The organism is Rhizobium zaerense (genome assembly GCF_051810725.1).
In the GTDB taxonomy this organism is placed as follows: domain Bacteria; phylum Pseudomonadota; class Alphaproteobacteria; order Rhizobiales; family Rhizobiaceae; genus Rhizobium; species Rhizobium leguminosarum_I.
This window is the reverse complement of the sequence record NZ_CM132690.1, coordinates 2,243,850-2,268,443: the sequence shown is the minus strand read 5'-3', so window position 1 is coordinate 2,268,443 and position 24,594 is coordinate 2,243,850. Positions and strand designations below refer to the sequence as shown.

Here is a 24,594-nt window from a genome sequence, read left to right as displayed (position 1 = left end):
ATCATCAGTTCCACTGCCGGTCCGCGCCACTGGCGCACATCGACGGGTCCTGCCCCATAGCCTCGGTGAGAAAATTCAGAACCGTCTTGACGCGCAGCGGCATGTTGCGCCGCGAGGGATAGACGACGGTAACCGGCAGCCGGCTCGGCTGGAAATCCTTCATCACGGGGACCAGCCGGCCGGCAGCGATATCGGGCATAGCGATGATGTGCGAGAGTACCGCAAGACCCGCTCCAGCAAGGGCTGCCCGGTGAATGGCGACGGCATTGCAGGCGGTCAGCCGCGGTGAGATCCGCACCGATATGTCTTCCGAGCCATTCGAGAAGGACCAGCTATTGGCCTCGCCTGCCCTGTTGTAACACAGGCATTCATGGTCCTTGATCTCCTTCGGTGCGCGGGGAGCCGCCCTGCGCGCGAGATAGGCGGGAGCTGCAACGAGGAAAGCGGTCGTCCAGCCGATCCGCCGGCAGACTAGGCTGCTGTCGGCGACCTGGCCCAAGCGCACTTCGAGATCCAGGCGCTCCTCGATCATATCCGAGCCCTGCTCCCTGAAGATGAGTTCGACCGAGAGCTTCGGATAGGCGGCGAGAAGATCGCCGAGCCGCTCGCTGAGATAGAGGCCGAGTGGTGCTGGAACGCTGAGCCTGACCTTTCCCGAGGCCATGGCTCCGTCCGATCCGGCCGCATCGCCAAGCTCCTCAACCGCTTCGAGAATCCGCAGCGCCATCGGCAGCATCCGCTCCCCCTCTGCCGTCAGCGACAGGCCGCTCGTCGTGCGATGCAGGAGGCGAGTGGCGAAATGGCCTTCGAGGGCTGCGACCTGTCGCGAGACCGCCGGCTGCGTCACGTCGAGATCGTGCGCCGCCGCCGAGAACGAACCTGTCTCCACGACGCGCTGAAAGGTCCGCAATGCCGAAACGATATCCATCCCCTGCCCCTCATACTTTTGCGCATAGGCCTTATGCAGCCAGATTAAGCGAGAATGGCTTTACAGTCCAGCGATTACGGATATCTTCTATCCATAAGGATATTTAATGTCCTTAATTAGAGGAGAGTTACATGACCCAGCGACTGAACTACGCCCAGCAGTCCCCCGAGCTTTTCAAGAAATTCATGGAATTCAGCATGGCGCTGAAGGGCAGCGTGATCGACGAGAAGCTGCAGGCCCTCGTCGAGATCCGCGCTTCGCAGATCAATGGATGCGGCTTTTGCCTCGACATGCATGTGAAGCAGGCCAAGATTCTCGGCGAGACGGAACTGCGGCTCTACCACGTCGCCATCTGGCGGGAATCGAACCTGTTCATCCCCCGCGAGCGCGCAGCCCTTGCCTGGACCGAAGCCCTGACGAAGCTGCCCGAGGGCGGCGTTCCAGACGAGATTTACGAACGGGTGCGCGGCCAGCTTTCCGAGAAGGAAATCTCGGACCTGACCTTTGTCGTCATGGCCATCAACGCCTGGAACCGCGTCAATGTCGGCTTCAAGACCGTACCCGGCGCGGCCGACAAGGCTTACGGCCTCGATAAGGCCGGGCTGAACTAAACCTTCGAATTCACCGCATCATTCAACTTTAACGCTGCCGCATCGCGGCAGCGAAGGGAGATCTGTTATGAAAATCGTTGTCATCGGCGGAACCGGCCTCATCGGTTCAAAGACTGTCGAACGCCTGCGCAAGCGCGGCCACGAAGTGATCGCAGCCTCACCGAACTCCGGCGTCAACACGATCACCGGAGAAGGACTGGCGGAGGCGCTCTCAGGCGCCGAAGTCGTGCTCGACCTCGCCAATTCGCCGTCCTTCGAGGACAAGGCCGTGCTCGAATTCTTCGAGACCTCGGGCCACAATCTTCTCGCCGCCGAAAAACTCGCCGGCGTCAAGCATCATATCGCTCTCTCCGTCGTCGGCACCGAGCGCCTGCAGGAAAGCGGCTATTTCCGCGGCAAACTCGCCCAGGAAAAACTGATCAAGGCATCGGGAATTCCCTACACCATCGTCCATTCGACGCAGTTCATGGAATTCCTTGCCGGCATCGTGCAATCGGGCACGGTCGGCCAGACTGTCCGCCTGTCGCCCGCCTACATTCAGCCGATCGTTTCCGACGACGTCGCCGACGTCATGGCGGATGTGGCTGTGGCATCGCCCGCTAATGCGACGATCGAGATATCAGGTCCGGAACGGGCGCGCCTCAGCGAACTCGTCGCCCGGTATTTGAAGGCCATGAAGGACCCGCGCACCGTCGAGGCCGATGCCGAGGCGAAATATTTCGGCGCGAGACTCAATGACCAGTCGCTCGTTTCCGACAACGACCCGCGGCTCGGCTCGATCACCTTCGAGCAGTGGTTTGCGAAGTCCGCCCAGCCGAAGTGATCCGACTTGCCCTGAGGACGCGGCCGCTCGGGCGCGTCCTGCCCAAACCCTATCAACCGTGGAGATTCCAATGACCAGAACACATTTCCTCGCCGCCGCTCTTGCTTGCCTGGCGTTCACCGGCGCTGCCGCCGCGGACGGTAACAATGCTGCCAAGGTCACGCTCGTCTATGAGCACGAACTTCCGAACGTACCGGGTAAGAGCATCAAGGGTGTGTTGGTCGAATATGGCCCGGGTGGCTCCTCCGAAGGCCACGCCCATCCCGATACGGCCTTCATCTACGCCACCGTGCTCGAAGGGTCGATCCGCAGCCAGGTCAATGATGGGCCGGTCAAGGTCTACCAGGCCGGAGAGAGCTTCTCCGAAATGCCGGGCGACCGCCATGGTGTCAGCGCCAACGGCAGCGACACCAAGCCCGCCCGCCTGCTTGCCGTCTTCGTCGTCGACACCAGCCAGCAAGAGCTGACCTACCCGCTGAAGAACTGACGATCCGTCTTGCAGCGCCGCGCCTCTTACCAGACGAGCAAAGAAGGCTGTAACACTTTCAATCCCCGCATCGGCCCGAAAATCGATTCCGATTTTCGGGCCGATGCGCTGGTCATTCGCGCCGGCCGATGCTTGCGCGGGCGGCCGACATACTGAATCATGTGCCGCCCGCCATTCCGGAGACTGAGAGATGATTCACGACGTGCTCTTCGGCAAGCCTTTGATATCCCTGATAACAGTCGGCTTTGCCGGTATCGTCGTCTGGTACTTCCTTTCCCGCCAACGGCCGACGACGCGGCTGGTGGTGCAGATCCTCTTCTTTGCGGTGATGACGCTGATCCTTGTCGTCAGCGGCATCGAACCCCACCGGTTTCAAGGATATGAGTCCGAGGATCCGCAGGCTTTGCTCGTCATTGTTGCAAAATCGCTCTGGTGGATCCATCTGGCATGGGCCGTCATAGGTTTCATCAGGCTGTATCTGGTGCTGGAGGGCAATCCGCGGGAGGCCCGCCTGCTCCAGGATCTCGTCATCGGCGTCGTCTATATCGGCATGGCTCTGTCGGTTCTGGCCTTCGTCTTTGGCGTGCCGATCGGAACCCTCGTTGCCACCTCGGGCGTGGTCGCCATCATTCTCGGTCTGGCGCTTCAGAATACGCTCGCCGACGTCTTCTCCGGCATCGCCCTGACACTCGGCCGGCCATATGTCATCGGCGACTGGATCCTTCTCAGCGACAGCACGGAGGGACGCGTCGTCGAAAGCAATTGGCGCGCCACACACATCCTGACCGGTGCCAACAATGTCGTCGTTCTGCCGAACAGTTTTTTGGCGAAGCTCGGACTGACCAACATCAGCCGGCCCGACGAAACCCATCTGCTGACTCTCACCGTCCGCGTTGCACCGACGCGCATGCCCGAAGCGATCCAGCGCGTTATGGAAGCGGCGTTGGCAAGCTGCAATTCGATCTTGCGCGAGCCGCCGCCGGTGGTCGCGCTCAAGGGACTTGATGCCGCTGCGCTGGAAATCGATCTCTATTTCAGGGTGACGAGCCCGAACCGGCGCGCCATTGCGCGAAGCGAGGTGCTCGATCTCGTTTACCGCCATTGCAAATCCGCCGGCCTGCTGCTCGCCGCTCCGGCCAGCGCCGCAATCGTGACGACCGGCCTGCCGACGGAAGAGGACGCGCGCCCACCCAGCGTGACACCACGCGAACTGATCGAGGCCATTCCGGTCTTTACGATGCTGACATCGGATGAAAAGGCAAAACTCGCCGATATCACGGCTGTCCGACAGTTCCGCAAGGGTGACGTCATCGTGCGCGAGGGCGAAATGCTGCCCTCACTGATGATGGTGCGCGCCGGCATCATCGCGGCGAGGAACGCAGGCGAGGAACGCGGACGGCTCGCCCCGGGCGACTTTTTTGGCGAGACCGGACTGCTCGCCGGCATGCAGGAAGTGTGCACCCTGGAGGCTCTGACCCCCGTTACCGCCTATGAGATCAACCAGGAGGCCTTCGCGCCGCTACTAAGCGAACGTCCGGCGCTGGCGGAAGAAATCGCCGACCACCTAGCCAGCCGCGCCGAGCGATTCCGCAATAGCGCCTCCTTGCCCCCGGAACATGCCCGCAGGGCCCATGCCATCCTGAAAGCTATCAGAACTATCTTCAAGGCATAGAGACCGGTACCCCGCTCAGCCGGCGCGCTTGAGCACCCATTCGAACGTGCTCCGCCAAATGTCGGCCGGCACTTCCTCGGACAAGGTGCCGACCAGATCGGAAAGCCGCACGCGCCTCAGAGTATCGCGCCAGGCTTCGTCGGCTTCCCACATGATGCGGGCGACCGCGCAGGGCTTGCTGTCGCAATAACCGGCCGGCCGGCAGGGATTGTTTTCCCGGATGTTCGTGCAGGTGAAGCTGCGCGCCTTCCCCTCGACCGCCTCAACGATCTCAAGAAAATTGATCTCCGACGGAGCCTGGGCAAGCCGGTAGCCGCCGCTCGGCCCGAGCGTGGTCTCGACCAGCGACGCCTGCGAAAGGCTCTGCAGCGCCTTGGAGAGATATTCCTTCGGCAGGCCATGAAGCTCGGCGAGCGCCTTGGTGGAAAGATACCTGCCCTCTGGCAGGCCCGCGAGAATGGCGCAGCAGTGAAGCGCCCACTCGACCTGGCTTTTCAGGATCATTCAGCAACTCGTGTGATGGCTGGCTCTGCCAATGGAATTAAGGACATATCATATCCGAAAACCGGCCCGATGTAAATGACCTGCAAAAGCAGCGTCTTGCTGCTTGAACGATGACACTCGACGAGATCACCAGCGCCGAATACATCTCCGTCGGGGTCATCAGGTAAGGCGGTCCGGAACGGCAAGCGTTGCGATCACGTCGAATTCGCCGCGGTCGAGGCCAAAATCGCAAGTGTCGCCTCGATACTGGGACGCACCAGGTTCGACAGCCGGAAGGCCCGCCCAGGATCGCCATCGGCTCCGTGTCGAACGCCCGACCGGACATACGCGGGTGAAACGGGCTTCGGCCCACCTCGCCCGCCGTGAAAACTTTTGCTGCGTCTGGAATAAAACCACCGCGCCTCGTGTCTCATCTCAGGTATCGCAAGATTGCGTGCCCAAACTGAGGAGAGATATCATGAAATCCGTGAAATTCCTGTCCGTCGTGGCTGCCGCCGCCTTTGCCGCGACTGCTGCTTTCGCCGCCCCTCCTGTCAAGACCGTCAGATCCGAAAAGGGCAAGGTGATTGCCGGCGAAAACGGCATGACGCTCTACACCTTCAAGAAGGACGCGAAGGGCGTTTCCAATTGCAACGGCGATTGCGCCAAGAACTGGCCTCCGCTGATGGCGGCTTCCGATGCTAAGGCCGATGGTGCATATTCGATCATCGAGCGCAAGGATGGCAAGAAGCAATGGGCCAAGGACGGCATGCCGCTCTATTTCTGGGTCAAGGACAAGAAGATGGGCGACATCACCGGCGATGGCGTCGGCGGCAACTGGGATCTCGCCAAGCCTTGATCGCCAAGATCCCGATCACAAGCGAGTTGCCGGCGTGAAAACACCCGCACCCGAAACCTTTGAGGGCCAGATCCTGGCCCTCCTGCCGTCGCTCAGGCGCTATTCGCGCAGCCTGACGCGCTCGGATGCCGATGGCGAGGACCTGCTCCAGGATTGCGTCGAAAAGGTTCTCACGCGCCGCGGCCAATGGCGCGGTCTCAACCTGCGCGGCTGGGTTCTGACCATCATGACCAATCTCTACCGCAACGGCCGGCGCGGCAAGGCGCGCGACGGCCTTGTCGAGCTTGACGCCGCAGAGGATCTCGCCGCGTCCGAACCGCCGGCCGATCCACTGGAACGCGCCCGGCTGGACGATGCGCTGAACAGCCTTTCGGAGGAATACCGCGCCGTGCTGATGCTTGTCGTTATTGAGGGATACACGTATGGCGAGGTCGCAGACGCGCTCGATATCCCCATCGGCACCGTCATGTCTCGCCTGTCGCGCGCCCGCCGGCGCGTCGCCGAGCGATTGAAGGCCGACAATATCATTACGCTCCGGAGACCGAAATGAACGAGACCAATCCGAGCGTCACCGAAGCCGACCTCCACGCCTATGCCGACGGCCAGCTGCCGGAAACGGCACGCCCCCGCATCGAGGTTTTCCTGGCCGACAATCCCGACGAGGCGGCGATGGTCGCCGAATGGCAGGCGCAGAATACAGGCATCCGATCGCTGTTTGCAGGCTATGAAAAAACAAAGGAAACCGACGCTCTCCTTGTTTCGCCGCCGCGCGGCATCTCTTCCGGGCGGAAACGCGCCGCGATCGCCGCAGCCGCCCTCCTCGTCTTCGCGCTCGGCGCCGTCAGCGGTCACTATGGTCCGGCCCTTCTGGAAAAACCGGAGTTGCAGCTTGCCGCCTCCGAAACCCTGCCGAAACAGGCTGAGACCGCCTTCATGGTCTATGCCACCGAGGTTCGCCACCCCGTCGAAGTCTTCGCCAACGAGGAGGCCCATCTCGCCACTTGGCTCGGCAAACGCTTGGCGATAGAGAATCTCAAGATCCCGAATTTGCAGTCGCTCGGCTTCAAGTTGGTCGGCGGCCGCTTGTTGCCAGTCGATGGCAGGCCGGGCGCCATGTTCATGTACGAAAACCAAGCCGGCGAGCGACTGACCGTCCTGGTCGGCCGCAACACGGAAAACCGCACGACGAGTTTCCGCTTCGCCTCATCCGACAATCTCGAGACCTTCTACTGGATCGACGGCGAACTCGGCTACGCCGTCACCGGCGAAATCTCCCGCGAGACGCTGCGGGAGGTAGCTGAGGAGTGCTACCGACAATTCCCGTCGTGAGGATCACCGCGAGGGATCGTTGCTGAGCTCGATCGGCCGGCCGTGCGGCGTCGCTTCTGCCGCCCGCTGCCAGCTTTGTTGCAGCGCCAGGATCGTATCTGCATTGGCAATCCCGCGGCTGACGATGAGGTCCGAGAGAGCCGCCACCCAGCAGTCGAAATAGTCGCTCCCGTCTTCGGCCCGGCCGGGCTTGTGCAATTGCGCAGATAGTGTCGCGGCCCATTCGCTCCAGCTGAACAGGCCGTTTGCATGCAGGTGCACGGTCATGGCAAAAGCTTCGGCAGCCCATGGCTCGGGAAAAACCGGCTCGCCCTCCGGCGATCTCGGCAGCCCGGACGATTGCGTCAGCGGCGATGTCTCATGCCGGCTCAAGATAGCTCTCCCAGGCATCGATCGATACCGTCAGTGATGGATCGGCGCCCTCGCCCCAGACCTCGCCGCCGCTGAAGACCACCGTGTAAAGCCATTGCGGGTTCTCGCCCTTGCCATGAGCATTATCGTCGGGAAAGACGAAAGAGCCCTGCACCGTCTCGACCATTCCGGTCCTGGCGCGGGCATACCGCGGCAGGCGCGTATGTGTGACCGGATTGAAATTCTTGGTCTTCACCGTCTCACCGACCACGAAGAGCGGCGCGGTCTCGACCGGACGATCGCAAGGGCCGCCTTTTGCCAGAACGCCGGGCACCATATCCGCCTTCAGCACCCGCTTCGGAACCGCTCCCGCCTGCTGCGCATGGCCGGACAGCAACTCCGCGCGAGTCGCAAAGCCGTGCCGTTTGAGCAGCTTATCGATGCCGCGGATCCAGATCTCGTAGTAGCTGGCAGCGAGATAATCGGCCGGCGGAATATTCTCGCGCGCATGCCGGCTTTCATCGATCGTCCATGCGCCGAACGCGCCGCAGGAAAGCGTGATGCCGAGCGCCCGCTTTTCCCATTCGGCATGGAAACAGGGCTCGTCCTGTTCGGGCGCGACAGGACCAAAGCCCATCTGCCCGCCGAGATCATGCGGTCCGTTCATGTGGCGCTCTCCGGCCTGCTCACAACCGCCGTGCCGATCATCGCATCGCGGCTCACCAGATCCGCAAGCGACTCCTCGTCCATTCCGTCGGTCCCTTCAGGCCGTTCGGGAATGACGAGGTAACGCAGCTCCGCCGTCGAATCCCACACGCGGATCTTCTTGTCCTCCGGCAGCGTCAGCCCAAATTCGGCCAGCACGCCACGCGGATCGATGACGGCGCGCGAGCGATAGGCCGATAGGCCGGCGCCTTGTACCAGACCGGCGGCAGGCCAAGCACCGACCAGGGATAACAGGAGCAGAGCGTGCAGACGACGAGATTATGGGTCTCGGCCGTGTTGAAGACGGCGCGCATATGCTCGCCCTGTCGGCCGGTATAACCAAGGCTGGCGATGGCCGCCGTCGCATCGCGCTTCAGCCAGTCGGCGAAATCGGCATCGCTCCAGGCCCTGGCGACGACATGGGCGCCGTTTCTCGGTCCCACCTTTGTCTCGTAGGTCTCGACGATCGCATCGATTGCCGCCGGATCGATCAGCCCCTTCTCCGTCAGCAGCGTTTCCAGCGTCTTCACCCGCGCCTGCATGTCGGAATAATGGTTGTCATGATCGTGCCCGTGGGCGTGCTCATCTCCGTGAGCATGGTCGTCGTCATGGTCGTGCAAGGCGAAGCCCTCCCGAAACTGCCCGCTAGTTCTATCATACACCACACGCCCGCCAAGCCCTCCTATGCCACTCACGCTTTTCCGCTAATCTCCTGCCATGAACATTCTGATTCTCGGCGCAACCGGCTTCATAGGCTCCGTCGTCGCGGCCCGGCTCGTTGCCGACGGCCACGCCGTGACTGGCCTCGGCCGCAATCCCACGCGTGCACGCCTGAAACAGCCAGCGATCGACTGGCGACGCGCAGATCTCTCGCGCATGACGAAAGCGACGGATTGGGACGAGATCCTCAAGGACCAGCATGTCGTCGTCAATTGCGCCGGCGCCCTGCAGGACGGCCTGTCGGATGATCTGTCGGCCACGCAGGCAGAGGCGATGCTGGCGCTCTATTCCGCCGCAAAAGGCTCATCGCGCCCGTTGATCGTGCAGATATCGGCAAAGACGGCGGGAGCCGCGAGCGATCTTCCCTTCCTCGCCACCAAGCGGCGAGCCGACGAGGCGCTGGCGGCAAGCGGCCTGCCTCACCTCATCCTGCGCCCTGCCCTCGTTCTCGGCCGCAATGCCCACGGCGGTTCGGCGCTGCTGCGGGCGCTTGCCGCCTTTCCCCTGGTGCTGCCACTGGTTCATGCCGAAAGTCCGGTCGAAACACTCTCTGTGGACGATGTGGCGGAAGCCGTGTCGCGGGCGGTCTCCGGTGGCATCTCCGGCGATGTCCATCTTGCCGCCAACGAAGTTCTGACGCTCGCCGATCTCGTCAGCCTTCACCGCCAGTGGCTCGGCCTGCCGCCCGCCCGCGTGTTTGCTCTTCCCGGCTGGCTTGCCGGCCCGGTGACGTGGCTTGCCGATCTATCAGGATTGCTCGGCTGGCGTTCGCCGCTGCGCTCGACGGCGATGACTGTCATAACCGAAGGCGTGCGGAGCTCGAAAAAAGGGGGCGGCCTTGCCTTGACACCCGCGGCAGCAACGCTCGCGGCCAATCCCTCCGGCGTACAGGATCTCTGGTTTGCCAGGCTCTATCTTCTGAAGCCGCTCGTCATATCGGGCCTGTCCGCTTTCTGGCTGCTCTCAGGTTTGATCCCGCTGCTGGCGTTGGAGAATACGTCCGCGCATTTCCTGCCGTTCATGCCTGAGCCCGCAGCAACGGCGCTGACGCTTGCAACCTGCCTGATCGACATCGCTCTCGGCGCTGCCGTCCTCCTTCGCCCGCTGGCGAAACGTGCCCTTCTCGGGATGCTGGCCGTGTCGTTCGCCTATCTTGCCGGCGCCAGCCTGCTCGAACCCGCCCTCTGGCTCGATCCGCTCGGTCCACTCGTCAAGGTGCTGCCGTCGATGCTGCTGACACTCATCGCACTTGCCACCCTGGATGAACGCTGATGCTTGAGGAATGGCTGCTGCTTGCCCATGTCGTCGGCGCAACCATGCTCTTCGGCACCGGCGCCGGCATCGCCTTCTTCATGGCGATGGCGCACCGGACACGCGATCCCAAGCTGATCGCCCATGTTGCGGCAACGGTGGTGGTCGCCGACACCCTCTTCACCGCCACCGCAGCCATTCTCCAGCCGGTGACCGGCTATCTGCTGGCCCGGTCGATCGGCTGGGAGCTGTCGGAGGGCTGGCTTGCGCTGTCGCTGCTGCTTTATGTGGTGACCGGCCTGTTCTGGCTGCCCGTCGTCTGGATCCAGATCCGGCTGCGCGATCTTGCCCGCGCCGCAGCAGCGGCGGGAAAAGCCCTGCCGCCGGCCTATTTCAGCCTCTACCGCATCTGGTTTGCTTTCGGCTTTCCGGCCTTCTCAGCCATCATCGGCATTCTCTGGCTGATGCTGACAAAGCCGTCGATCGCTCTATTTTAGCATCGGCCAGAGGCTTAGCACCAACAGCACTGCCATGCTGATATTGAACCATTTCAGTCGCACGGGATCCGAAAGCCATTCCCTGAGCGCCGAGCCGAAGCCGGCCCAGGTCGACACGCTGGGCACATTGACTGCCGCGAAAGCGAGACCGACGATCAGCACGCTCGCGAGGTAGAGTTGCGGATTGGTATAGGTCGCCATCGCGGTGACCGCCATCACCCAGGCTTTCGGATTGACCCACTGGAAGGCCGCCGCCGCGACGAACGACATCGGCTCGACGCCAGTGCTGCCTTCGCTGAGCGAGCGCGAGGTAGCGATCTTCCAGGCGATCCAGACGAGATAGGCGCCGCCTGCAAACTTCAGCGCCGTATAGACTACGGGCACCGTGTGTAGCAGCGCGCCGAGCCCGAAGCCGACGCCGATGAGCAGCGAAAAGAACCCAACGCCGATGCCAAACATATGCGGGATCGTCCTGCGGAAACCGAAATTCACGCCCGATGCGAAGAGCATCATATTGTTCGGCCCCGGCGTGATCGAGGTCGTGAAGGCGAAGAGAACGAGGGCGAGAAATGTATCCAGCGGCATGCGACCTCCCGAAGCCAGCTTTCCTGCGGCCTGTTTATTTAGGTCAGCATAACTGTCCTAAACCATCGATGCCATGACATCATTGTCATGGTGACAGGATTACTTGAAAGATGGCGACACGGCCCAATCTCCTGTCAAAGGGACAGAAAACCATGCAGGACGACCCGATTCCATCGATCACATTCCCGAACGGCACCGAGGTGCCGGCGCTCGGCCAGGGCACCTGGGCCATGGGCGAGGATGCCGGCCATGCCAAGGCCGAGATCGAAAGCCTCAAGGCCGGCATCGATCTCGGCATGACGCTGATCGACACCGCCGAAATGTACGGCGACGGTGGCGCCGAGGAGATCGTCGGCCAGGCGATCAGGGGCCGGCGCGACGAGGTCTTCATCGTCAGCAAGGTCTATCCCTGGAATGCCAGCCTGCATGGTACGATCGAGGCCTGCGAGCGCAGTCTCGAACGGCTGGGCACCGATCGCATCGATCTCTATCTGCTGCACTGGCGCGGCAATTATCCGCTCACAGAGACCGTCGCGGCCTTCGAAACGTTGAAGGCATCGGGCAAGATCGGTGCCTGGGGCGTCTCCAATTTCGACACCGACGACATGGAGGAACTGCTTGGAGTGCCCAATGGCGCCAACGTCGCCGCCAACCAGGTGCTCTATAACCTTTCCCGCCGCGGCATCGAATTCGATTTGCTGCCCTGGTGCCAGAGCCGCGGCATTCCCATCATGGCCTATTCGCCGATCGACCAGGGAAGCATCCTGCACCATCCCGAGCTGATCCACATCGCCAAGGCCTATCAGGCAACGCCCGCCCAACTGGCCCTCGCCTTCCTGCTGGAACGCGACGGCGTCATCGTCATTCCGAAGACGGCAAATGCCGAACGCGCAGCGGAAAACCGCGACTGCGTCTCGCTCGACATTACCGACGATGACTGGGATGCCCTCGACGCCGCCTTTCCACCGCCCACAAAGAAAAAACCGCTGGAGATGCTCTGACCTTCAGCGGCTTTCCCAATCAGCATCGAGTTTAGATGCCCAGCCTGTAATCTTACATGCCCGGGCTGTAATCTCTACATGCCCGGGCTGTAATCTTTACATGCCCTGCACGCCGCGGTTCATCGCCGCAATCCCGGTACGGCACACCTCGATGAGGCCAAGCGGCTTCATGATCGCCACGAACTGATCGATCTTCGACGATTTGCCGGTGATCTCCAGAATGAAGTGACCGACCGTCGCATCCACTACCTTGGCATGGAAGGCATCGGCAAGGCGCAGCGTCTCGGCACGCATCTCGCCCTCGCCGATCACCTTGACCAGCGCGACTTCGCGCTCGATCGGCCGGTCCTGGCCGAGCTCGCGGGCACGCACCGTCAGGTCGACGACGCGATGCACCGGCACGATGCGCTCGAGCTGCGCCTTGATCTGCTCCAGCACCTGCGGCGTGCCGCGTGTGACGACGGTGATGCGGGAAAGATGCGCCTGATGCTCGGTCTCGGAGACGGTCAGGCTCTCGATATTGTAGCCGCGGCCGGAGAACAGGCCGATGACCCGGGCAAGAACGCCCGGTTCGTTGTCGACGAGAACCGAAAGCGTGTGGCTTTCGACGGCCGCCGTTTCCGGCGAGATGAAATAGGCGGAGCCCGTGGGCTGTAGGTGTGCGTTCATGGCGATGTTTCCTCTTCCCTTTTAGACGAGCGCGCGGCCCTTGGCATCGATCGCATTGGCGACCGCTTCGTCGGTGGCTTCGTCCGGCAACAGCATTTCGTTATGAGCCTTGCCCGAGGGGATCATCGGGAAGCAGTTGGCGAGATTGGCGACGCGGCAATCGAAAATGACCGGCTTCCTGACCTCAATCATCTCCAGAATGGTGTCGTCGAGATTTTCCGGCTTTTCGCAGCGCAGGCCGACGGCGCCATAGGCTTCCGCCAGCTTGACGAAATCGGGCATCGCCTCCGTGTAGGAGTTGGAAAGACGATTGCCATGCAGCAGCTTGCTGCCACTGGCGCACCATGCCCATATATTGGTTGTTCATGATGAAGATCTTGATCGGCGCATCGTGCTGGATCGCCGCCGACATTTCCTGGATGCACATCTGGATCGAGGCGTCACCGGCAATGTCGATGACGAGGCTGTCGGGATGGGCGATCTGCACGCCGAGTGCTGCCGGCAGGCCGTAGCCCATCGTGCCGAGGCCGCCCGAAGTCATCCAGCGGTTCGGCTGCTCGAAACCGAAGAACTGTGCCGCCCACATCTGGTGCTGGCCGACCTCGGTGGTGATGTAGGTATCGCGGTCCTTGGTGTGGGCGAAGAGCCGCTCCAGCGCATATTGCGGCATGATGACATCATTGCTCTTCGTATAGGCGAAGGAGTTGCGTGCCCGCCAGCGGGCGATATCGGTCCACCAGTCGTCCAGGCGACCCTTTTCCGGCTTCTTCGGCAGCGCCCGCCACAGGCGGACCATGTCTTCGAGGACATGGCCGACATCGCCGCGGATGCCGATATCGACGCGGACGTTCTTGTTGATCGAGGATGGATCGATATCGATATGGATCTTCTTCGAGGTCGGCGAAAAGGCATTGAGACGGCCGGTGATGCGGTCGTCGAAACGCGCGCCGATGCAGACCATGACGTCGCAATCGTGCATCGCCATGTTGGCCTCGTAGGAGCCGTGCATGCCTAGCATCTTCAGCCAGTTCTTGCCCGAAGCGGGATAGGCGCCGAGGCCCATCAGCGTCGAGGTGATCGGGAAATCGGTGAGTTCGACCAGCTCACGCAGCAGCTTGGAAGCCTCGGGGCCGGAATTGACGACGCCGCCGCCGGAATAGATGACGGGACGGCGCGCATTCGCCATCAGCTCGATTGCCGCATGGATCTGGTTGAGGTCGCCCTGGATCTTCGGCTGGTAGCTCTTCTGGATCGTGTAGTCGGCGGGAGGCGTGTAGGTGCCGGTCGCAAACTGCACGTCCTTCGGAATATCGACGACGACAGGGCCCGGACGGCCGGATTGGGCAATGCGGAAGGCCTCGTGAATGACGGCGGCAAGCTCGTTGACGTCCTTGACCAGCCAGTTGTGCTTGGTGCAGGGGCGGGTAATGCCGACCGTGTCGCATTCCTGGAAGGCGTCGGAGCCGATCAGCGAGGTCGGAACCTGGCCGGTCAGGCAGACGAGCGGGATCGAATCCATCAGCGCGTCCTGAAGCGGCGTGACCGCATTGGTAGCGCCTGGGCCAGAGGTGACCAGCATGACGCCGACTTTGCCGGTGGAGCGGGCGTAGCCTTCGGCTGCATGGCCGGCGCCCTGCTCGTGTCGGACGAGGATGTGCTTGACGTCTTCCTGCTGGAAGATCTCGTCGTAGATCGGCAGGACCGCGCCGCCGGGATAGCCGAAAATATGTTCGACGCCGTTGTCCTTCAGCGCCTTGAGAACGATCTCCGCCCCCGTCATCCGATTGCCTGCCGCCTGATTGTCCGTGCTCATCTGTCTGTTCCGTTTGATGCTGGGATTGCGTTTGTGGCCGGAAGCCCGAATTTCGGGCATAAAAAAAGGCCCCTGAGGAGCCTGTCATCTAGCGCATGGGTGGCTATCGCCGGATGGTTACACCATCCTGCCCATGCGCTTTCCCACCACGATAAGAGCCGTTGCGATTTTCATGGTCGGAAGTGATAGACAGAAAATTTCGCAGCGTCAACGCATGCCGCAATAAAAAACTCCCCCCGCCAGCATCCCCGAAAATCGATAGGATGAAGGATTTGTTAAAGGATCGACTTTATTCTTTTACGCTACCGCAGGGAGTAGCCCTTTGCTCAACAACGACTTGCGCATGTCTGGCAAGGCAGGCGAGCACGATCGCCGCGATGGCCATGCGCCGGGAAATCGCTTTCTCGGCCGCGTCGTCGCATGCAGCGGTTCGCGGGCGACGATTGCCGCGGTCGCCGAACAAGGCGGCACCGATCTGACCGAACTCTGGTCCGTGGGGCGGCTGATTTCGATCAGCGTCGGCCGCAACCGCGTCGTCGCACTCGTCTATCAGATGAACACCGGCAGCCATGCCTGGGGCGAAGGCGAAGACAATATTTTCAAGATCGAGACAGAGCTGCTCGGCGAAGTGCGTGTCGACGAGGACGGGCGCGAGGAATTCTCGACCGGCATCTCGCGTTATCCTTATCTCGGCGCCATCGCCCACCGCATCCGATCCGCCGACCTGATGCGCATCTACGATGCCGGCGAAGGTACGACCGCCGTCATTGGCAAGCTGACGCAGGACGAAAGCATCGATGCGGCGATCCACATCCCCACGATGCTCTCCAAGCATTTCGCCGTCGTCGGCTCCACCGGCGTCGGCAAGTCGACGGCCGTGTCGCTGCTCCTGCACAAGGCGATCGCGGCGGATCCGAAGCTGCGCGTCCTGATCCTCGATCCGCATAACGAATTTGCCGCCGCCTTTCCCGAGCACGCCGTCACCATCGATACCGATACGCTCGACCTGCCCTTCTGGCTGATGCGGCTGGAGGAATTTGCCGAGGTCGTGTTTCGCGGCCGCCCGCCGGTGCCTGAAGAGCTCGACATGCTGCGCGATATCATGCCGGAGGCCAAGCGCGCCTTCCGCGGCAGCGACAACTCGCTGGTGCGCCGCACGACGGAAAAGAGCTCGATCACTGCCGACACGCCGGTTCCCTACCGCATGGCCGATCTGCTGGCGCTGATCGACGAGCGCATCGGCCGCCTGGAAGGCCGCGCGGAAAAGCCCTTCCTGCGGTCGCTGAAGATGCGTCTCATCGCTGCGATCAACGATCCGCGCTACCACTTCATGTTCTCCAACAACACGATCAGCGACACGATCACCGAAACCATCGCGCAGATCTTCCGCATCCCCGGCGAGAACCGGCCGATCTGCACTTTCCAGCTCGCCGGCATCCCCTCCGAGGTCGTCAATTCTGTTGCCTCCGTACTCTGCCGCATGGCCTTCGAGGTGGCGCTGTGGAGCGACGGCGCTATCCACATGCTCGTCGTCTGCGAGGAAGCTCACCGCTATATCCCCTCCGATCCAAGTCTAGGCTTCGTGCCGACGCGCCAGGCGATCGCCCGCATCGCCAAGGAAGGCCGCAAATACGGCGTCTCGCTCGGCATCATCACCCAGCGCCCCGGCGAGCTCGATCAGACGATCCTGTCGCAATGTTCGACGCTCTTTGCCATGCGCCTTGCCAACGACCGAGACCAGGAAATCATCCGCTCGGCCATTCCGAACTCGTCGATCTCGACGACGAGCTTCATCTCCTCGATCGGCAATGGCGAAGCGATCGCCTTCGGCGAGGCGATCAGCGTGCCGATGCGCATGCGCTTTTCCCGCGTCGACGAAAAGCTCCTGCCGAAGGCGAGCAGCGCCAACAGCAAGAACAGCGAAGAAGATCCGGATACGGTCGATCTGCGCAAGATCGTCACCCGCATGCGGGCGGTGACCGTCGGACCCGACATTTCGAATTTCCAGCAGAGCTATGCCGCGTCCGCCGCAGACTTCGACGAGGCTGATCCAACCGACGAGGATCTCGACGCGAAGCAATACACGCCGCCCGTCTCTTCCGCCGCGCCGCCCGCCCCCGCGCCGCCTGAATCCTACCGCCGCGAACTGCTGCCGCAAACACCGCGGCTGGACCCCGCCACGTCACCCGCGATCGATCCCAGGCTGGACGCGCTCCGCCGTGAGATGCGCCGCGATGAGCCGGTCTTTGCCCGGCCGGCACCGCCGGCGGATCAGCCCGCCGTCTCGCGCCGGGAGCCCGGCACATCGCTGCGCGAAAGCATCCTGAAAAAACCGCTGAGCAGCCTCTACAACAAGGATTGAGGCTTCAACTCGCTCTCCAATGCGATCAGTGGCTCGACGGCCTCGAGCACCCGTTGCCGGTCCATCGGCCCGAGCGGCAAGAGAGGGCGTGGGAGCTCTGTCCTGGCGAGTGAGAGAAGATCGATTAGCGTATAGATCACGCGAAGGCTTCCGAACGCCTTGAACGTTTGCCAGAGCGGCTCGATAAGACCATCGAGCCGACGCGCTTCGCCGCCCTCGCCCGCAATCGCGGCCCTGGTCAGGGCAAGGGCGACGCGCGGAAGCACTCCGCCGATAACGCTGTACCAGGCGTCGGCACCTGAAAGCAGCGCTTCGGCAGCGCCCCAGTCGCCGCTGTAGCCGATCGCAAGCTTGGTCTTCTCACGCAATGCCGCCAGTTCGCCTGTGAAATCGCCGTCAACTGGCAGAGGCATCTTCACCGCCCTGATCGTCTCGATGTCAGACAGGCGCTGCAGAAGGTCCCGGCTGAAGGTGAAGTGGGTCGTCCCGGGATTGTTGTAGATGCAAAGGGGCAGCTTCGCCGCCTCGGTGACCGCAAGGAAATGCTCGTAGGCTTCGTCCTGAGTAAGCGGCGTGTAGGACACCGGCGCAAGCAGAAGCGCATCTGCACCAGCGGCCTCGGCATCTCTCGCAAGGCTCCGGGCGTGGTCTGTCCTCAAAGCACCGACACCGACGACGAGGGGAACACGACCGCGAACGCACTCGACCGCGGCCTCGACGGCTCGCCGTCGCTCCTCGCATGTGAGAAAGGCGTAGATCCCGGTGCTGCCGAGAAGGCCTATCGAAGCGACGCCTGTATCGCACAGGCGTTCCAGCAGGCGGCAGAGAGCTTCGGTGTCGACCCGGCCATCCCTATCGGCGGGCGTTGGCGGAAAAGCCGAAAGGCCATGAAACGGAGAGGCGACAGACATGATGCGATCCTGAAAATCCGGTCAATGTGAGAACAGAAGGCGCGATCCGGCGCCCGCGAAGAAGACGGCGAGACTGCCTTCGATCCACCGCCGCGCACGGGCGTAGCCGCGCACCATCGGCGCCGTCGAGAAGAGCACGGCATAGCCGGCAAATATCGAGATCCCGAGCAGCACGCACCCACCGAAAGCCGTGACGGCCATCTCCGGCGAAGCGCCGGGCTTCAGGCCGAGCGACATGATCGCCACCCAGGCCAGAACCGCCTTCGGATTGCCGAGATGCATCAGAACGCCGCGACGATAGAGTGTGCCGAGTTGCGCGGCGGGTCGAACGACCTCGCTTGCCGGTCTATCAGGGACGGCGGCCGAGCGGGCCGCCCTCCAGGCGAGCCAGAGAAGGTACAACCCGCCTCCGATCTTGAGAAGCAACAGGGCATGAGCATAGCGGACCAGAAGTGTCGAGATGCCGGTGACCGCGACCAGCCCCCAGCATGTCGACATCGTTATAACCCCGGCGGCAAGGGCGAGCGCGGGTCGACGCCCTTGCCGCATCGCCATATTCATGATGGCCATGTTGCTTGGTCCGGGACTGCCCGCAGCGATTGCGTAGGCAATGTAGACGACGAGAAGATCCTGCATTTGCGTTATTTTCCAGAAGTTTGCGCTCGCGCACGGCACCACGCCGAAGACGAAAAATACGCCCTCGGGAAGTCGCCAATCCGCTTCCTTTTCTTTTAAAATTGGTCCACCATGAAGCTCCATTTTGAATAATTTTTATGGACCATTTTGAAATGTCCAAACGGCGCAGCACCATCGAAATCCCATCGCTCAACGCGATCGATCGAATGGCCAATGTCAGCCGTCAGCTTGCCCAGGCCTTGCGGAATGCAATCGCCTGCGGTGAGCTGAGGCCAGGCGAACGCCTTCCTTCGACGCGGAGTCTTGCGGCTTCGCTGAAGATCGCGCGCGGCACTGTCGTCGAGGTGTTCGATCAGCTGACCGCCGAAGGCTATCTCGAAGCGCGGGTCGGATCCGGAACTCGTATTGCCGCTCATCTGATGGACGCAACGCCGGCGCTCCCGCCCGCGCCGGCAGTGCCATCAATCGCGGATGCTGTCGACTTGCCTTCCCAGGCTGCCCGGCTGATCGCCATCGCCCGTGCGCTCACCCCGCACCCGCCCGTTCCCTTTGCCATCGCCGTCCCGGCTTGCGGTATTGCGCCCGACGACAACTGGCGCCGTCTCGGCAACCGCGTGCGCGCGTCGCGACAGGCCGCACCCTCGGGTTATCACGATCCTATGGGCTTGCTCGAACTCAGGCTTGCCATTGCCGACCACGTCCGGCGCGCGCGGGCCGTTCATTGCGAGCCGGAACAGGTCATCGTCACGTCAGGCACCCAGCAAGGCCTCTATATGGCGGGCCGGGTCCTTCTCTCGCGCGACGATCCGGTATGGGCCGAGGACCCGGCCTATCCCGGCTTGACGGCAGTGCTCGACGATCTCGGCGTACGGATGCACCGCCTGCCGGTCGATGCACAGGGAATGAACGTGGAACGCGGCCTCGAACTATGTCCGCAGGCCCGCGCCGCATTCGTCACCCCTTCGCACCAATATCCGATCGGGATGCCGCTCAGCATGGCGCGGCGCAATGCCTTGATCGCCTGGGCCGATCAAAATCGCGCCTGGATCGTCGAGGACGACTACGACAGTGAGCTGCGTTATGCCGGACACCCATTTCCCTCGATGCAGGGATTGCGTCCGTCACGCGTCATCTATCTCGGCACCTTCAGCAAGGTGCTCTTTCCTTCCCTGCGCCTCGGCTACGTCATCGCCCCTTCTCCGCTCGCAGAAGCCTTTGCCGGCGCCCGAGCTATTCTCGACCGGCATTCGCCGACCGGCGAACAGCACGTTCTGGCGGCTTATATGCGGGAAGGCTATTTCGAAGCGCATATCCGGCGCATCCGCGGCCTCTATGCCGAACGCCGCGCTGTTCTGCTCTCGGCGCTCGATCGGGCCTTGCCTGAGGGGTGCCGCGTCCAGGAGAGCGACCAGGGCATGCATATTCTTCTGTGGCTGCCCGAGGAGGTCGACGACGTGCAACTCGCAGCCCGCGCCCTGTCTTCCGGCCTCGCCGTGCGTGCGATCTCCCCGATGTATGCCACGCGGCCGGCGCGCCCCGGCCTGATGCTGGGCTTCGGCGGATTTCTGCCGGAACAGCTGCAGGCGGCGATTGGCGGACTCGTCAATCTGCTGAGCCAGCAGATGTCTCAAGCAGGAGGCCCGCAACAAACTGAAACCTAAACTGTCAGCCGCTCCCAGCTATCGTCCATTTGGTTGCGAAACCATGTCATCTGCCGCTTGGCATATTGCCGCGTCGCCGCAGCCCCCTTCTCCAGCACCTCCTCGCGCGTCATCTCGCCCCTGACCATCGCCGCAATCTGCGACACGCCGATTGCTTTCATCACAGGCGCATCGGCCGGCAGGCCGAGCGCGAGCAGCGCCCTCACCTCTTCTTCTGCGCCTTGCTGCAGCATCTTCTCGAAACGCTTGTTGATGCGCTGATGCAGCACTGCCCTGTCCGGCAGCACGACGATCTTGCGGGCCTCAGCCGCGTCGATGACCTCCGGCCCCGACCGCCCCTGGAAATCGGCGATCGACCGTCCTGTCGCCTTCATCACTTCGAGCGCCCGGACGATGCGCTGCCCGTCCTGTCGGTTGAGGCTTGCCGCCATAGCGGGATCGGCTTCGGCGAGCTCCGCATACAGCCCGTCCGGTCCCACCTGCAACAGCCGCGTCCTGAGTTCGTCCCGCAGCGCCTCGGGTATCTCGGGCATATCGGAGAGGCCGCCGGTTAGTGCCTTGAAATAAAGCCCGGTGCCGCCGACGAAGACCGGCAGCCGCCCCGTGGTCCTCAGCACCGGCAGCAGTGCTGCGACATCGCGCAGCCAGGCGCCTGTGGAATAGGTCGCACCTGCCGGCACGTGGCCGTACAGATGATGCGGCACACCCTGCATCTCCTCCTCCGACGGCCGCGCGGTCAGCACCTGCAGCGTGTCGTAGACCTGCATGCTGTCGGCGTTGACAACCGCGCCGTCATGGCGCCTGGCCAATTCGACGGCGAGCGCGGACTTGCCGCTGGCGGTCGGCCCGGTTATCAGGATCGCGTTCACTGAGCTCAGAAGGTTTTCCATCATGGCCCTCGTTGCCACGCTTGTTGCCAATCCGTCAAATCCCGTGCTGACACCCGAAATCGCCGAGCAGGCGGCCAAGGCCGTGAACGCTTCCGGTCTCTACTGGCTGGCCGACGGCATCGCCTGCGATATCGCGCTGCGTGACGGCACGGACATGCAAGCGGCCGAGGCCAATATCCTTGCCGTCATATCAAGCGCGCCCATCGACCTCGTCATCCAGGAGCAGGAGACCCGCCGCAAGAAGCTGCTGATCGCCGACATGGATTCGACGATGATCGGCCAGGAATGCATCGACGAACTCGCCGCCGAAGTCGGTCTGAAGGAGAAGGTCGCGATCATTACCGCCCGCGCCATGAACGGCGAGATCGCCTTCGAGCCTGCCCTGCGTGAGCGTGTCGCTCTGCTGAAGGGCCTGCCGATATCCGTCGTCGACGAGGTGATCGCCAAGCGCATCACGCTCACCCCGGGCGGCCCGGAACTGATCGCCACCATGAAGTCGAAAGGCCTTTACACCGCGCTTGTCTCCGGCGGTTTCACCGTTTTCACCAGCCGCATCGCCGCCACCCTCGGTTTCGACGAGAACCGCGCCAACACGCTGCTCGAAGACGGCGGCATTCTCTCCGGCTTCGTCGCCGAACCGATCCTCGGCAAGCAGGCGAAAGTCGATGCGCTGAATGAGATTTCGGCCCGCCTCGGCATTTCGCCGGAAGAAGCGATCGCCGTCGGCGACGGCGCCAACGATCTCGGCATGCTGCAACTGGCCGGCTCCGGCGTTGCCCTCCACGCCAAGCCCACCGTCGCTGCTCAAGCGCGGATTCAAATCAACCACGGCGACCTGACCGCCCTGCTCTACATCCAGGGCTACCGGAAGACCGAATTTGTTTTCCCGATAGCCTCTTGATGTTTTACAAATTTGTACGTACAATTTTATTGGATATGACATGCCGCGGTTTCAATGGAACGACGAGAAAAACCGAATCAACAAGGCCAAGCATGGCGTCTCCTTCGAGACGGCGTGCTTGATCTGGGATGATCCGCAGTATCTTCTCATTCCAGACGCGGCCCATGCCGGCGAACAAAGATGGCTGGCGATCGGCGCCGTGGGTTTTGTGACTGTACTGGTCGCCGTCCATGTCATCTTCGGTGCCGAGGATGAAGAGACCGTTCGAGTGATCAGCGCTCGAAAGGCGACATCTCACGAAAGAAGACGATATGAGCAATCGACCTTTGACTGACGCGCAGCTCGCCGAACTTCGGGCACTGGAGAAGCTTCCCGACGAGGATATCGACACCGGCGACATTCCTGAGATCACCGATGAACAGTGGCGCCTAGCTCGCAAGGGCGATTTGTACCGGCCGCTGAAGCAATCGGTTACCATCCGTCTGGATGCCGATATCCTAGACTGGTTCAAGAGCCATGCGGGCGGCCGTGGCTACCAGACGGACATCAACGCCGCGTTGCGCACTCACGTCGCTAAGGATCAAAAAAGGAGCGGCTGACCGCTCCTTTTTCCCTTACTCCATCGGCACCGCCACGAACCGCAGATCGCCATTCGCCGATGCGATCATCAGCTGGGCATTGCGGCGGCCTTCCTGTTTCAGCGCCTGCACCTTGGCGGCGACCGCATCCGGTGACTTCATGAACTCCTGCGCCACCTCGACGATCACATCGCCGGGCTTCAGCCCCTTTTCGGCGGAAGCGGAGCCGGGCGTCACCTCTGTCACGACGACGCCGTCGACGCTCTCGGCGATGCCGAAGGCCTTGCGCGTCTCGGCGCTCAACAGCGACAGCGACAGCCCGAGCACGTTCTTCGGCGTTGCCGCATCCGGCGACACCTGGCCCTTATGCTGGTCGGGCGCACCCGGCGCTGGTTGGGCCTGATCGCCGGTGTCAGGTTGGTCCATGTCGTTGTTCTCACCGGGATCCGGGGTGATCACGCCGTTATCCTGCGAGCCGTCGGGCGCTGAATCGTCGGATGTCGCCGCCTGATCGCTGTCCTCGAGCCGGCCGAGTTTCACTTTGACGGTCTGCTCCTTCCCGTCGCGCAGCACCACCACGTCGACTTCCTTGCCGACCGTGCTTTCCGCCACGACACGCGGCAGATCGCGCATTTCGCTGACAGTCTTGCCGTCGAATTTCAAAATGACGTCACCCGCCTTGATCGAGCCGTCGTCGACGGGGCCACCCTTGATGACGCCGGCGACCAGCGCGCCCTTTGCTGTGTCGAGCCCCAGGCTGTCGGCGATATCGTCGGTCACCGGCTGGATACGCACGCCGAGCCAGCCGCGCCGCGTCTCGCCATATTCGCGTAGCTGGTCGACGACGCCGGAAGCAAGCTCCGATGGCACCGAGAAGCCGATGCCGATCGAGCCGCCGCTCGGCGAAATGATCGCCGTATTGATGCCGATCACTTCACCCTTCATGTTGAAAAGCGGACCGCCGGAATTGCCCTTGTTGATCGCCGCATCCGTCTGGATGAAGTTGTCATAGGGACCGGCATTGATGTTGCGGCCACGCCCGGAAATGATGCCGACCGTCACCGAACCGCCGAAGCCGAACGGATTGCCGATCGCCATCACCCAGTCGCCGATACGCATCGTGCTGGAATCGCCGAATTTCACCGATTTCAACGGCGTCTTCGGCTCGACCTTCAGCACCGAAAGATCGGTCTTCGTATCGGTGCCGATCAGCTTCGCCTTGAGCTTCGTACCATTGGCGAAATTGATCTCGATATCGTCGGCACCCTCGATCACGTGATTGTTGGTGACGATATAGCCGGCTGGATCGATGACAAAGCCTGAGCCAAGCGAACTGACATTGTGGTTGCCGCCCTTGTTGCCCTGCTGCTTATTGAAGAAATCGTTGAAGAATTCCTGGAAAGGTGAGCCGTCGGGCGCGCGCGGCGCCGGGCCTGCACCCTCGTCGTCCTTCACATTCTGCGAGGTCGAGATGTTGACCACGGCATCGAGCAGCCCCTCTGCGAGGTCGGCGACCGAAGCCGGACCGCTGTTGGGCACGACGGCCTGGATCGGGGCGGCCTGCTGCGGTGCGGGAGCAGCCGCGGCCGGCGGTGTGGGTGTAGGAGCGGTCGTTTCAGGAGCAGCCGGAGCGGGTGTCGTAACCCCGGGTGTGGTCGTCTGAGGTGCGGTTTGGGCGTACGCGACCCCGTTCATGCCGGCATGCGCAAGAATTGCAGCGCTGGCCATAAGCGCGAGCGTTCGTCTGAAGGGCGAGCGAATCGTGGGGGCCATCAAGCTTCCTCATAGGGGGTACATGCGCACATTGAGCACCAGCATAAGGCGGAATGATGGAGGGCGAAATCACCTTTTCGCGAAATCCCCGTGCAATG

General features: G+C 62.4%; 25 protein-coding genes and 3 pseudogenes. 15 read left to right on the top strand and 13 right to left on the bottom strand.

Features of this window, described 5'->3' with window-relative positions; genetic code table 11:
* Positions 1–4: 4 nt before the first annotated feature.
* Entirely contained in the window at positions 5–928 is a 924-nt protein-coding gene (locus tag ACS4RR_RS10845) for a LysR family transcriptional regulator (protein ID WP_222386248.1), read from the bottom strand.
* Positions 929–1,059: 131 nt separating this feature from the next.
* Here ACS4RR_RS10845 and ACS4RR_RS10840 point away from each other — a divergent pair, with 131 nt between their 5' ends.
* The 4 genes from ACS4RR_RS10840 (at position 1,060) to ACS4RR_RS10825 (ending at position 4,521) form a co-directional block, all read left to right on the top strand.
* Positions 1,060–1,539: a carboxymuconolactone decarboxylase family protein gene (locus ACS4RR_RS10840; RefSeq protein WP_222386249.1), complete on the top strand. Its 480-nt coding sequence runs from the start codon at positions 1,060–1,062 to the stop codon at positions 1,537–1,539.
* Between the two features lie 67 nt (positions 1,540–1,606).
* Positions 1,607–2,362 carry an SDR family oxidoreductase gene (locus tag ACS4RR_RS10835; protein ID WP_222386250.1) on the top strand — a complete coding sequence of 252 codons (756 nt, stop codon included), beginning with the start codon at positions 1,607–1,609 and terminating at the stop codon, positions 2,360–2,362.
* A gap of 70 nt (positions 2,363–2,432) precedes the next feature.
* Positions 2,433–2,849: a cupin domain-containing protein gene (locus ACS4RR_RS10830; protein WP_222386251.1), complete on the top strand. Its 417-nt coding sequence runs from the start codon at positions 2,433–2,435 to the stop codon at positions 2,847–2,849.
* 190 nt (positions 2,850–3,039) lie between these two features.
* A complete protein-coding gene (locus tag ACS4RR_RS10825) occupies positions 3,040–4,521 on the top strand; it encodes a cyclic nucleotide-binding domain-containing protein (RefSeq protein ID WP_456190076.1) in 1,482 nt (493 codons plus the stop codon).
* Positions 4,522–4,536: 15 nt separating this feature from the next.
* Here ACS4RR_RS10825 and ACS4RR_RS10820 read toward each other — a convergent pair whose 3' ends face one another.
* A complete protein-coding gene (locus ACS4RR_RS10820; protein WP_017965026.1) occupies positions 4,537–5,025 on the bottom strand; it encodes an RrF2 family transcriptional regulator in 489 nt (162 codons plus the stop codon).
* A gap of 118 nt (positions 5,026–5,143) precedes the next feature.
* Positions 5,144–5,332: pseudogene (locus tag ACS4RR_RS10815) on the bottom strand (winged helix DNA-binding protein); the annotation flags it as partial.
* A gap of 150 nt (positions 5,333–5,482) precedes the next feature.
* Here ACS4RR_RS10815 and ACS4RR_RS10810 point away from each other — a divergent pair.
* Genes ACS4RR_RS10810 through ACS4RR_RS10800 form a run of 3 tightly spaced genes read left to right on the top strand, consistent with a single transcriptional unit; the run spans position 5,483 to position 7,192 of the window.
* Positions 5,483–5,863, top strand: a complete 381-nt coding sequence (locus tag ACS4RR_RS10810) for a COG4315 family predicted lipoprotein (protein ID WP_456190075.1) — start codon at positions 5,483–5,485, stop codon at positions 5,861–5,863.
* A gap of 34 nt (positions 5,864–5,897) precedes the next feature.
* Entirely contained in the window at positions 5,898–6,413 is a 516-nt protein-coding gene (locus tag ACS4RR_RS10805; protein ID WP_260296561.1) for an RNA polymerase sigma factor, read from the top strand.
* Positions 6,410–7,192 carry an anti-sigma factor family protein gene (locus ACS4RR_RS10800; RefSeq protein WP_260296562.1) on the top strand — a complete coding sequence of 261 codons (783 nt, stop codon included), beginning with the start codon at positions 6,410–6,412 and terminating at the stop codon, positions 7,190–7,192. Before ACS4RR_RS10805 ends, ACS4RR_RS10800 begins: the two co-directional genes overlap by 4 nt.
* Before the next feature lie 3 nt (positions 7,193–7,195).
* Here the strand turns inward: ACS4RR_RS10800 and ACS4RR_RS10795 are convergent, their stop codons facing one another.
* From ACS4RR_RS10795 to nthA, 3 genes and pseudogenes are all read right to left on the bottom strand, one after another.
* A complete protein-coding gene (locus ACS4RR_RS10795; RefSeq protein WP_222386253.1) occupies positions 7,196–7,564 on the bottom strand; it encodes a nitrile hydratase accessory protein in 369 nt (122 codons plus the stop codon).
* A complete protein-coding gene (nthB, locus tag ACS4RR_RS10790; RefSeq protein ID WP_260296563.1) occupies positions 7,551–8,210 on the bottom strand; it encodes a nitrile hydratase subunit beta in 660 nt (219 codons plus the stop codon). The genes ACS4RR_RS10795 and nthB overlap by 14 nt, the downstream gene beginning before the upstream one ends.
* Positions 8,207–8,868 (bottom strand): annotated as a pseudogene (nthA, locus tag ACS4RR_RS10785) (nitrile hydratase subunit alpha). Before nthA ends, nthB begins: the two are co-directional and overlap by 4 nt.
* A 97-nt stretch (positions 8,869–8,965) precedes the next feature.
* On the opposite strand from nthA, the gene ACS4RR_RS10780 reads away from it, so the two are divergent.
* Positions 8,966–10,240 (top strand): SDR family oxidoreductase, encoded by a 1,275-nt coding sequence (locus tag ACS4RR_RS10780; protein WP_260296564.1) that lies wholly within the window; start codon positions 8,966–8,968, stop codon positions 10,238–10,240.
* Positions 10,240–10,716, top strand: a complete 477-nt coding sequence (locus tag ACS4RR_RS10775) for a DUF2269 family protein (RefSeq protein WP_017965034.1) — start codon at positions 10,240–10,242, stop codon at positions 10,714–10,716. Before ACS4RR_RS10780 ends, ACS4RR_RS10775 begins: the two co-directional genes overlap by 1 nt.
* On the opposite strand, the gene ACS4RR_RS10770 is transcribed toward ACS4RR_RS10775, so the two are convergent.
* Entirely contained in the window at positions 10,708–11,301 is a 594-nt protein-coding gene (locus ACS4RR_RS10770) for a LysE family translocator (protein WP_222386256.1), read from the bottom strand. The genes ACS4RR_RS10775 and ACS4RR_RS10770 overlap by 9 nt on opposite strands.
* A 152-nt stretch (positions 11,302–11,453) precedes the next feature.
* On the opposite strand from ACS4RR_RS10770, the gene ACS4RR_RS10765 reads away from it, so the two are divergent.
* A complete protein-coding gene (locus tag ACS4RR_RS10765; RefSeq protein WP_162116008.1) occupies positions 11,454–12,302 on the top strand; it encodes an aldo/keto reductase in 849 nt (282 codons plus the stop codon).
* A gap of 96 nt (positions 12,303–12,398) precedes the next feature.
* Here the strand turns inward: ACS4RR_RS10765 and ilvN are convergent, their stop codons facing one another.
* Both ilvN and ACS4RR_RS10755 read right to left on the bottom strand, forming a co-directional pair.
* Positions 12,399–12,971 (bottom strand): acetolactate synthase small subunit, encoded by a 573-nt coding sequence (ilvN, locus tag ACS4RR_RS10760; protein WP_003560902.1) that lies wholly within the window; start codon positions 12,969–12,971, stop codon positions 12,399–12,401.
* Between the two features lie 21 nt (positions 12,972–12,992).
* Positions 12,993–14,784 (bottom strand): annotated as a pseudogene (locus tag ACS4RR_RS10755) (acetolactate synthase 3 large subunit).
* Positions 14,785–15,106: 322 nt separating this feature from the next.
* Between ACS4RR_RS10755 and ACS4RR_RS10750 the strand changes: the two are divergent.
* Complete coding sequence (locus tag ACS4RR_RS10750) at positions 15,107–17,146, top strand: ATP-binding protein (protein WP_456190074.1); 2,040 nt, start codon at positions 15,107–15,109, stop codon at positions 17,144–17,146.
* Here ACS4RR_RS10750 and ACS4RR_RS10745 read toward each other — a convergent pair.
* Positions 17,131–18,057, bottom strand: a complete 927-nt coding sequence (locus ACS4RR_RS10745) for a dihydrodipicolinate synthase family protein (RefSeq protein WP_260296567.1) — start codon at positions 18,055–18,057, stop codon at positions 17,131–17,133. The genes ACS4RR_RS10750 and ACS4RR_RS10745 overlap by 16 nt on opposite strands.
* 21 nt (positions 18,058–18,078) lie before the next feature.
* Positions 18,079–18,693 carry a LysE family translocator gene (locus ACS4RR_RS10740; protein ID WP_162116005.1) on the bottom strand — a complete coding sequence of 205 codons (615 nt, stop codon included), beginning with the start codon at positions 18,691–18,693 and terminating at the stop codon, positions 18,079–18,081.
* A gap of 152 nt (positions 18,694–18,845) precedes the next feature.
* Between ACS4RR_RS10740 and pdxR the strand changes: the two genes are divergently transcribed.
* A complete protein-coding gene (gene pdxR, locus ACS4RR_RS10735) occupies positions 18,846–20,354 on the top strand; it encodes a MocR-like pyridoxine biosynthesis transcription factor PdxR (protein WP_260109043.1) in 1,509 nt (502 codons plus the stop codon).
* Here the strand turns inward: pdxR and miaA are convergent.
* Positions 20,351–21,247, bottom strand: a complete 897-nt coding sequence (miaA, locus tag ACS4RR_RS10730; protein ID WP_456190073.1) for a tRNA (adenosine(37)-N6)-dimethylallyltransferase MiaA — start codon at positions 21,245–21,247, stop codon at positions 20,351–20,353. The two genes, pdxR and miaA, sit on opposite strands and share 4 nt — an antisense overlap.
* Here miaA and serB point away from each other — a divergent pair.
* From serB to ACS4RR_RS10715, 3 genes are read left to right on the top strand one after another with little or no spacing between them, the layout of a single operon-like run.
* On the top strand, positions 21,246–22,145 hold the full coding sequence (serB, locus tag ACS4RR_RS10725) for a phosphoserine phosphatase SerB (protein WP_017965042.1): 900 nt from the start codon (positions 21,246–21,248) through the stop codon (positions 22,143–22,145). The two genes, miaA and serB, sit on opposite strands and share 2 nt — an antisense overlap.
* A gap of 40 nt (positions 22,146–22,185) precedes the next feature.
* Entirely contained in the window at positions 22,186–22,479 is a 294-nt protein-coding gene (locus ACS4RR_RS10720; protein WP_456190072.1) for a BrnT family toxin, read from the top strand.
* Positions 22,457–22,744 carry a BrnA antitoxin family protein gene (locus ACS4RR_RS10715; protein WP_260109046.1) on the top strand — a complete coding sequence of 96 codons (288 nt, stop codon included), beginning with the start codon at positions 22,457–22,459 and terminating at the stop codon, positions 22,742–22,744. The genes ACS4RR_RS10720 and ACS4RR_RS10715 overlap by 23 nt, the downstream gene beginning before the upstream one ends.
* A gap of 15 nt (positions 22,745–22,759) precedes the next feature.
* Here the strand turns inward: ACS4RR_RS10715 and ACS4RR_RS10710 are convergent, their stop codons facing one another.
* Entirely contained in the window at positions 22,760–24,496 is a 1,737-nt protein-coding gene (locus ACS4RR_RS10710; RefSeq protein ID WP_017965045.1) for a Do family serine endopeptidase, read from the bottom strand.
* Positions 24,497–24,594: the final 98 nt, after the last annotated feature.

What these genes read in the sequence shown, in the direction of transcription:
- ACS4RR_RS10780 (WP_260296564.1), top strand. Translation starts at nt 8,966, where the DNA reads ATGAACATTCTGATTCTCGGCGCAACCGGCTTCATAGGCTCCGTCGTC.
- ACS4RR_RS10830 (WP_222386251.1), top strand. Translation starts at nt 2,433, where the DNA reads ATGACCAGAACACATTTCCTCGCCGCCGCTCTTGCTTGCCTGGCGTTC.
- ACS4RR_RS10840 (WP_222386249.1), top strand. Translation starts at nt 1,060, where the DNA reads ATGACCCAGCGACTGAACTACGCCCAGCAGTCCCCCGAGCTTTTCAAG.
- ACS4RR_RS10825 (WP_456190076.1), top strand. Translation starts at nt 3,040, where the DNA reads ATGATTCACGACGTGCTCTTCGGCAAGCCTTTGATATCCCTGATAACA.
- ACS4RR_RS10720 (WP_456190072.1), top strand. Translation starts at nt 22,186, where the DNA reads ATGCCGCGGTTTCAATGGAACGACGAGAAAAACCGAATCAACAAGGCC.
- ACS4RR_RS10745 (WP_260296567.1), bottom strand. Translation starts at nt 18,057, where the DNA reads ATGTCTGTCGCCTCTCCGTTTCATGGCCTTTCGGCTTTTCCGCCAACG.
- ACS4RR_RS10775 (WP_017965034.1), top strand. Translation starts at nt 10,240, where the DNA reads ATGCTTGAGGAATGGCTGCTGCTTGCCCATGTCGTCGGCGCAACCATG.
- nthB (WP_260296563.1), bottom strand. Translation starts at nt 8,210, where the DNA reads ATGAACGGACCGCATGATCTCGGCGGGCAGATGGGCTTTGGTCCTGTC.
- ACS4RR_RS10845 (WP_222386248.1), bottom strand. Translation starts at nt 928, where the DNA reads ATGGATATCGTTTCGGCATTGCGGACCTTTCAGCGCGTCGTGGAGACA.
- ilvN (WP_003560902.1), bottom strand. Translation starts at nt 12,971, where the DNA reads ATGAACGCACACCTACAGCCCACGGGCTCCGCCTATTTCATCTCGCCG.
- ACS4RR_RS10800 (WP_260296562.1), top strand. Translation starts at nt 6,410, where the DNA reads ATGAACGAGACCAATCCGAGCGTCACCGAAGCCGACCTCCACGCCTAT.
- ACS4RR_RS10710 (WP_017965045.1), bottom strand. Translation starts at nt 24,496, where the DNA reads ATGGCCCCCACGATTCGCTCGCCCTTCAGACGAACGCTCGCGCTTATG.
- ACS4RR_RS10765 (WP_162116008.1), top strand. Translation starts at nt 11,454, where the DNA reads ATGCAGGACGACCCGATTCCATCGATCACATTCCCGAACGGCACCGAG.
- pdxR (WP_260109043.1), top strand. Translation starts at nt 18,846, where the DNA reads ATGTCCAAACGGCGCAGCACCATCGAAATCCCATCGCTCAACGCGATC.
- ACS4RR_RS10715 (WP_260109046.1), top strand. Translation starts at nt 22,457, where the DNA reads ATGAGCAATCGACCTTTGACTGACGCGCAGCTCGCCGAACTTCGGGCA.
- miaA (WP_456190073.1), bottom strand. Translation starts at nt 21,247, where the DNA reads ATGATGGAAAACCTTCTGAGCTCAGTGAACGCGATCCTGATAACCGGG.
- ACS4RR_RS10810 (WP_456190075.1), top strand. Translation starts at nt 5,483, where the DNA reads ATGAAATCCGTGAAATTCCTGTCCGTCGTGGCTGCCGCCGCCTTTGCC.
- serB (WP_017965042.1), top strand. Translation starts at nt 21,246, where the DNA reads ATGGCCCTCGTTGCCACGCTTGTTGCCAATCCGTCAAATCCCGTGCTG.
- ACS4RR_RS10770 (WP_222386256.1), bottom strand. Translation starts at nt 11,301, where the DNA reads ATGCCGCTGGATACATTTCTCGCCCTCGTTCTCTTCGCCTTCACGACC.
- ACS4RR_RS10820 (WP_017965026.1), bottom strand. Translation starts at nt 5,025, where the DNA reads ATGATCCTGAAAAGCCAGGTCGAGTGGGCGCTTCACTGCTGCGCCATT.
- ACS4RR_RS10835 (WP_222386250.1), top strand. Translation starts at nt 1,607, where the DNA reads ATGAAAATCGTTGTCATCGGCGGAACCGGCCTCATCGGTTCAAAGACT.
- ACS4RR_RS10740 (WP_162116005.1), bottom strand. Translation starts at nt 18,693, where the DNA reads ATGCAGGATCTTCTCGTCGTCTACATTGCCTACGCAATCGCTGCGGGC.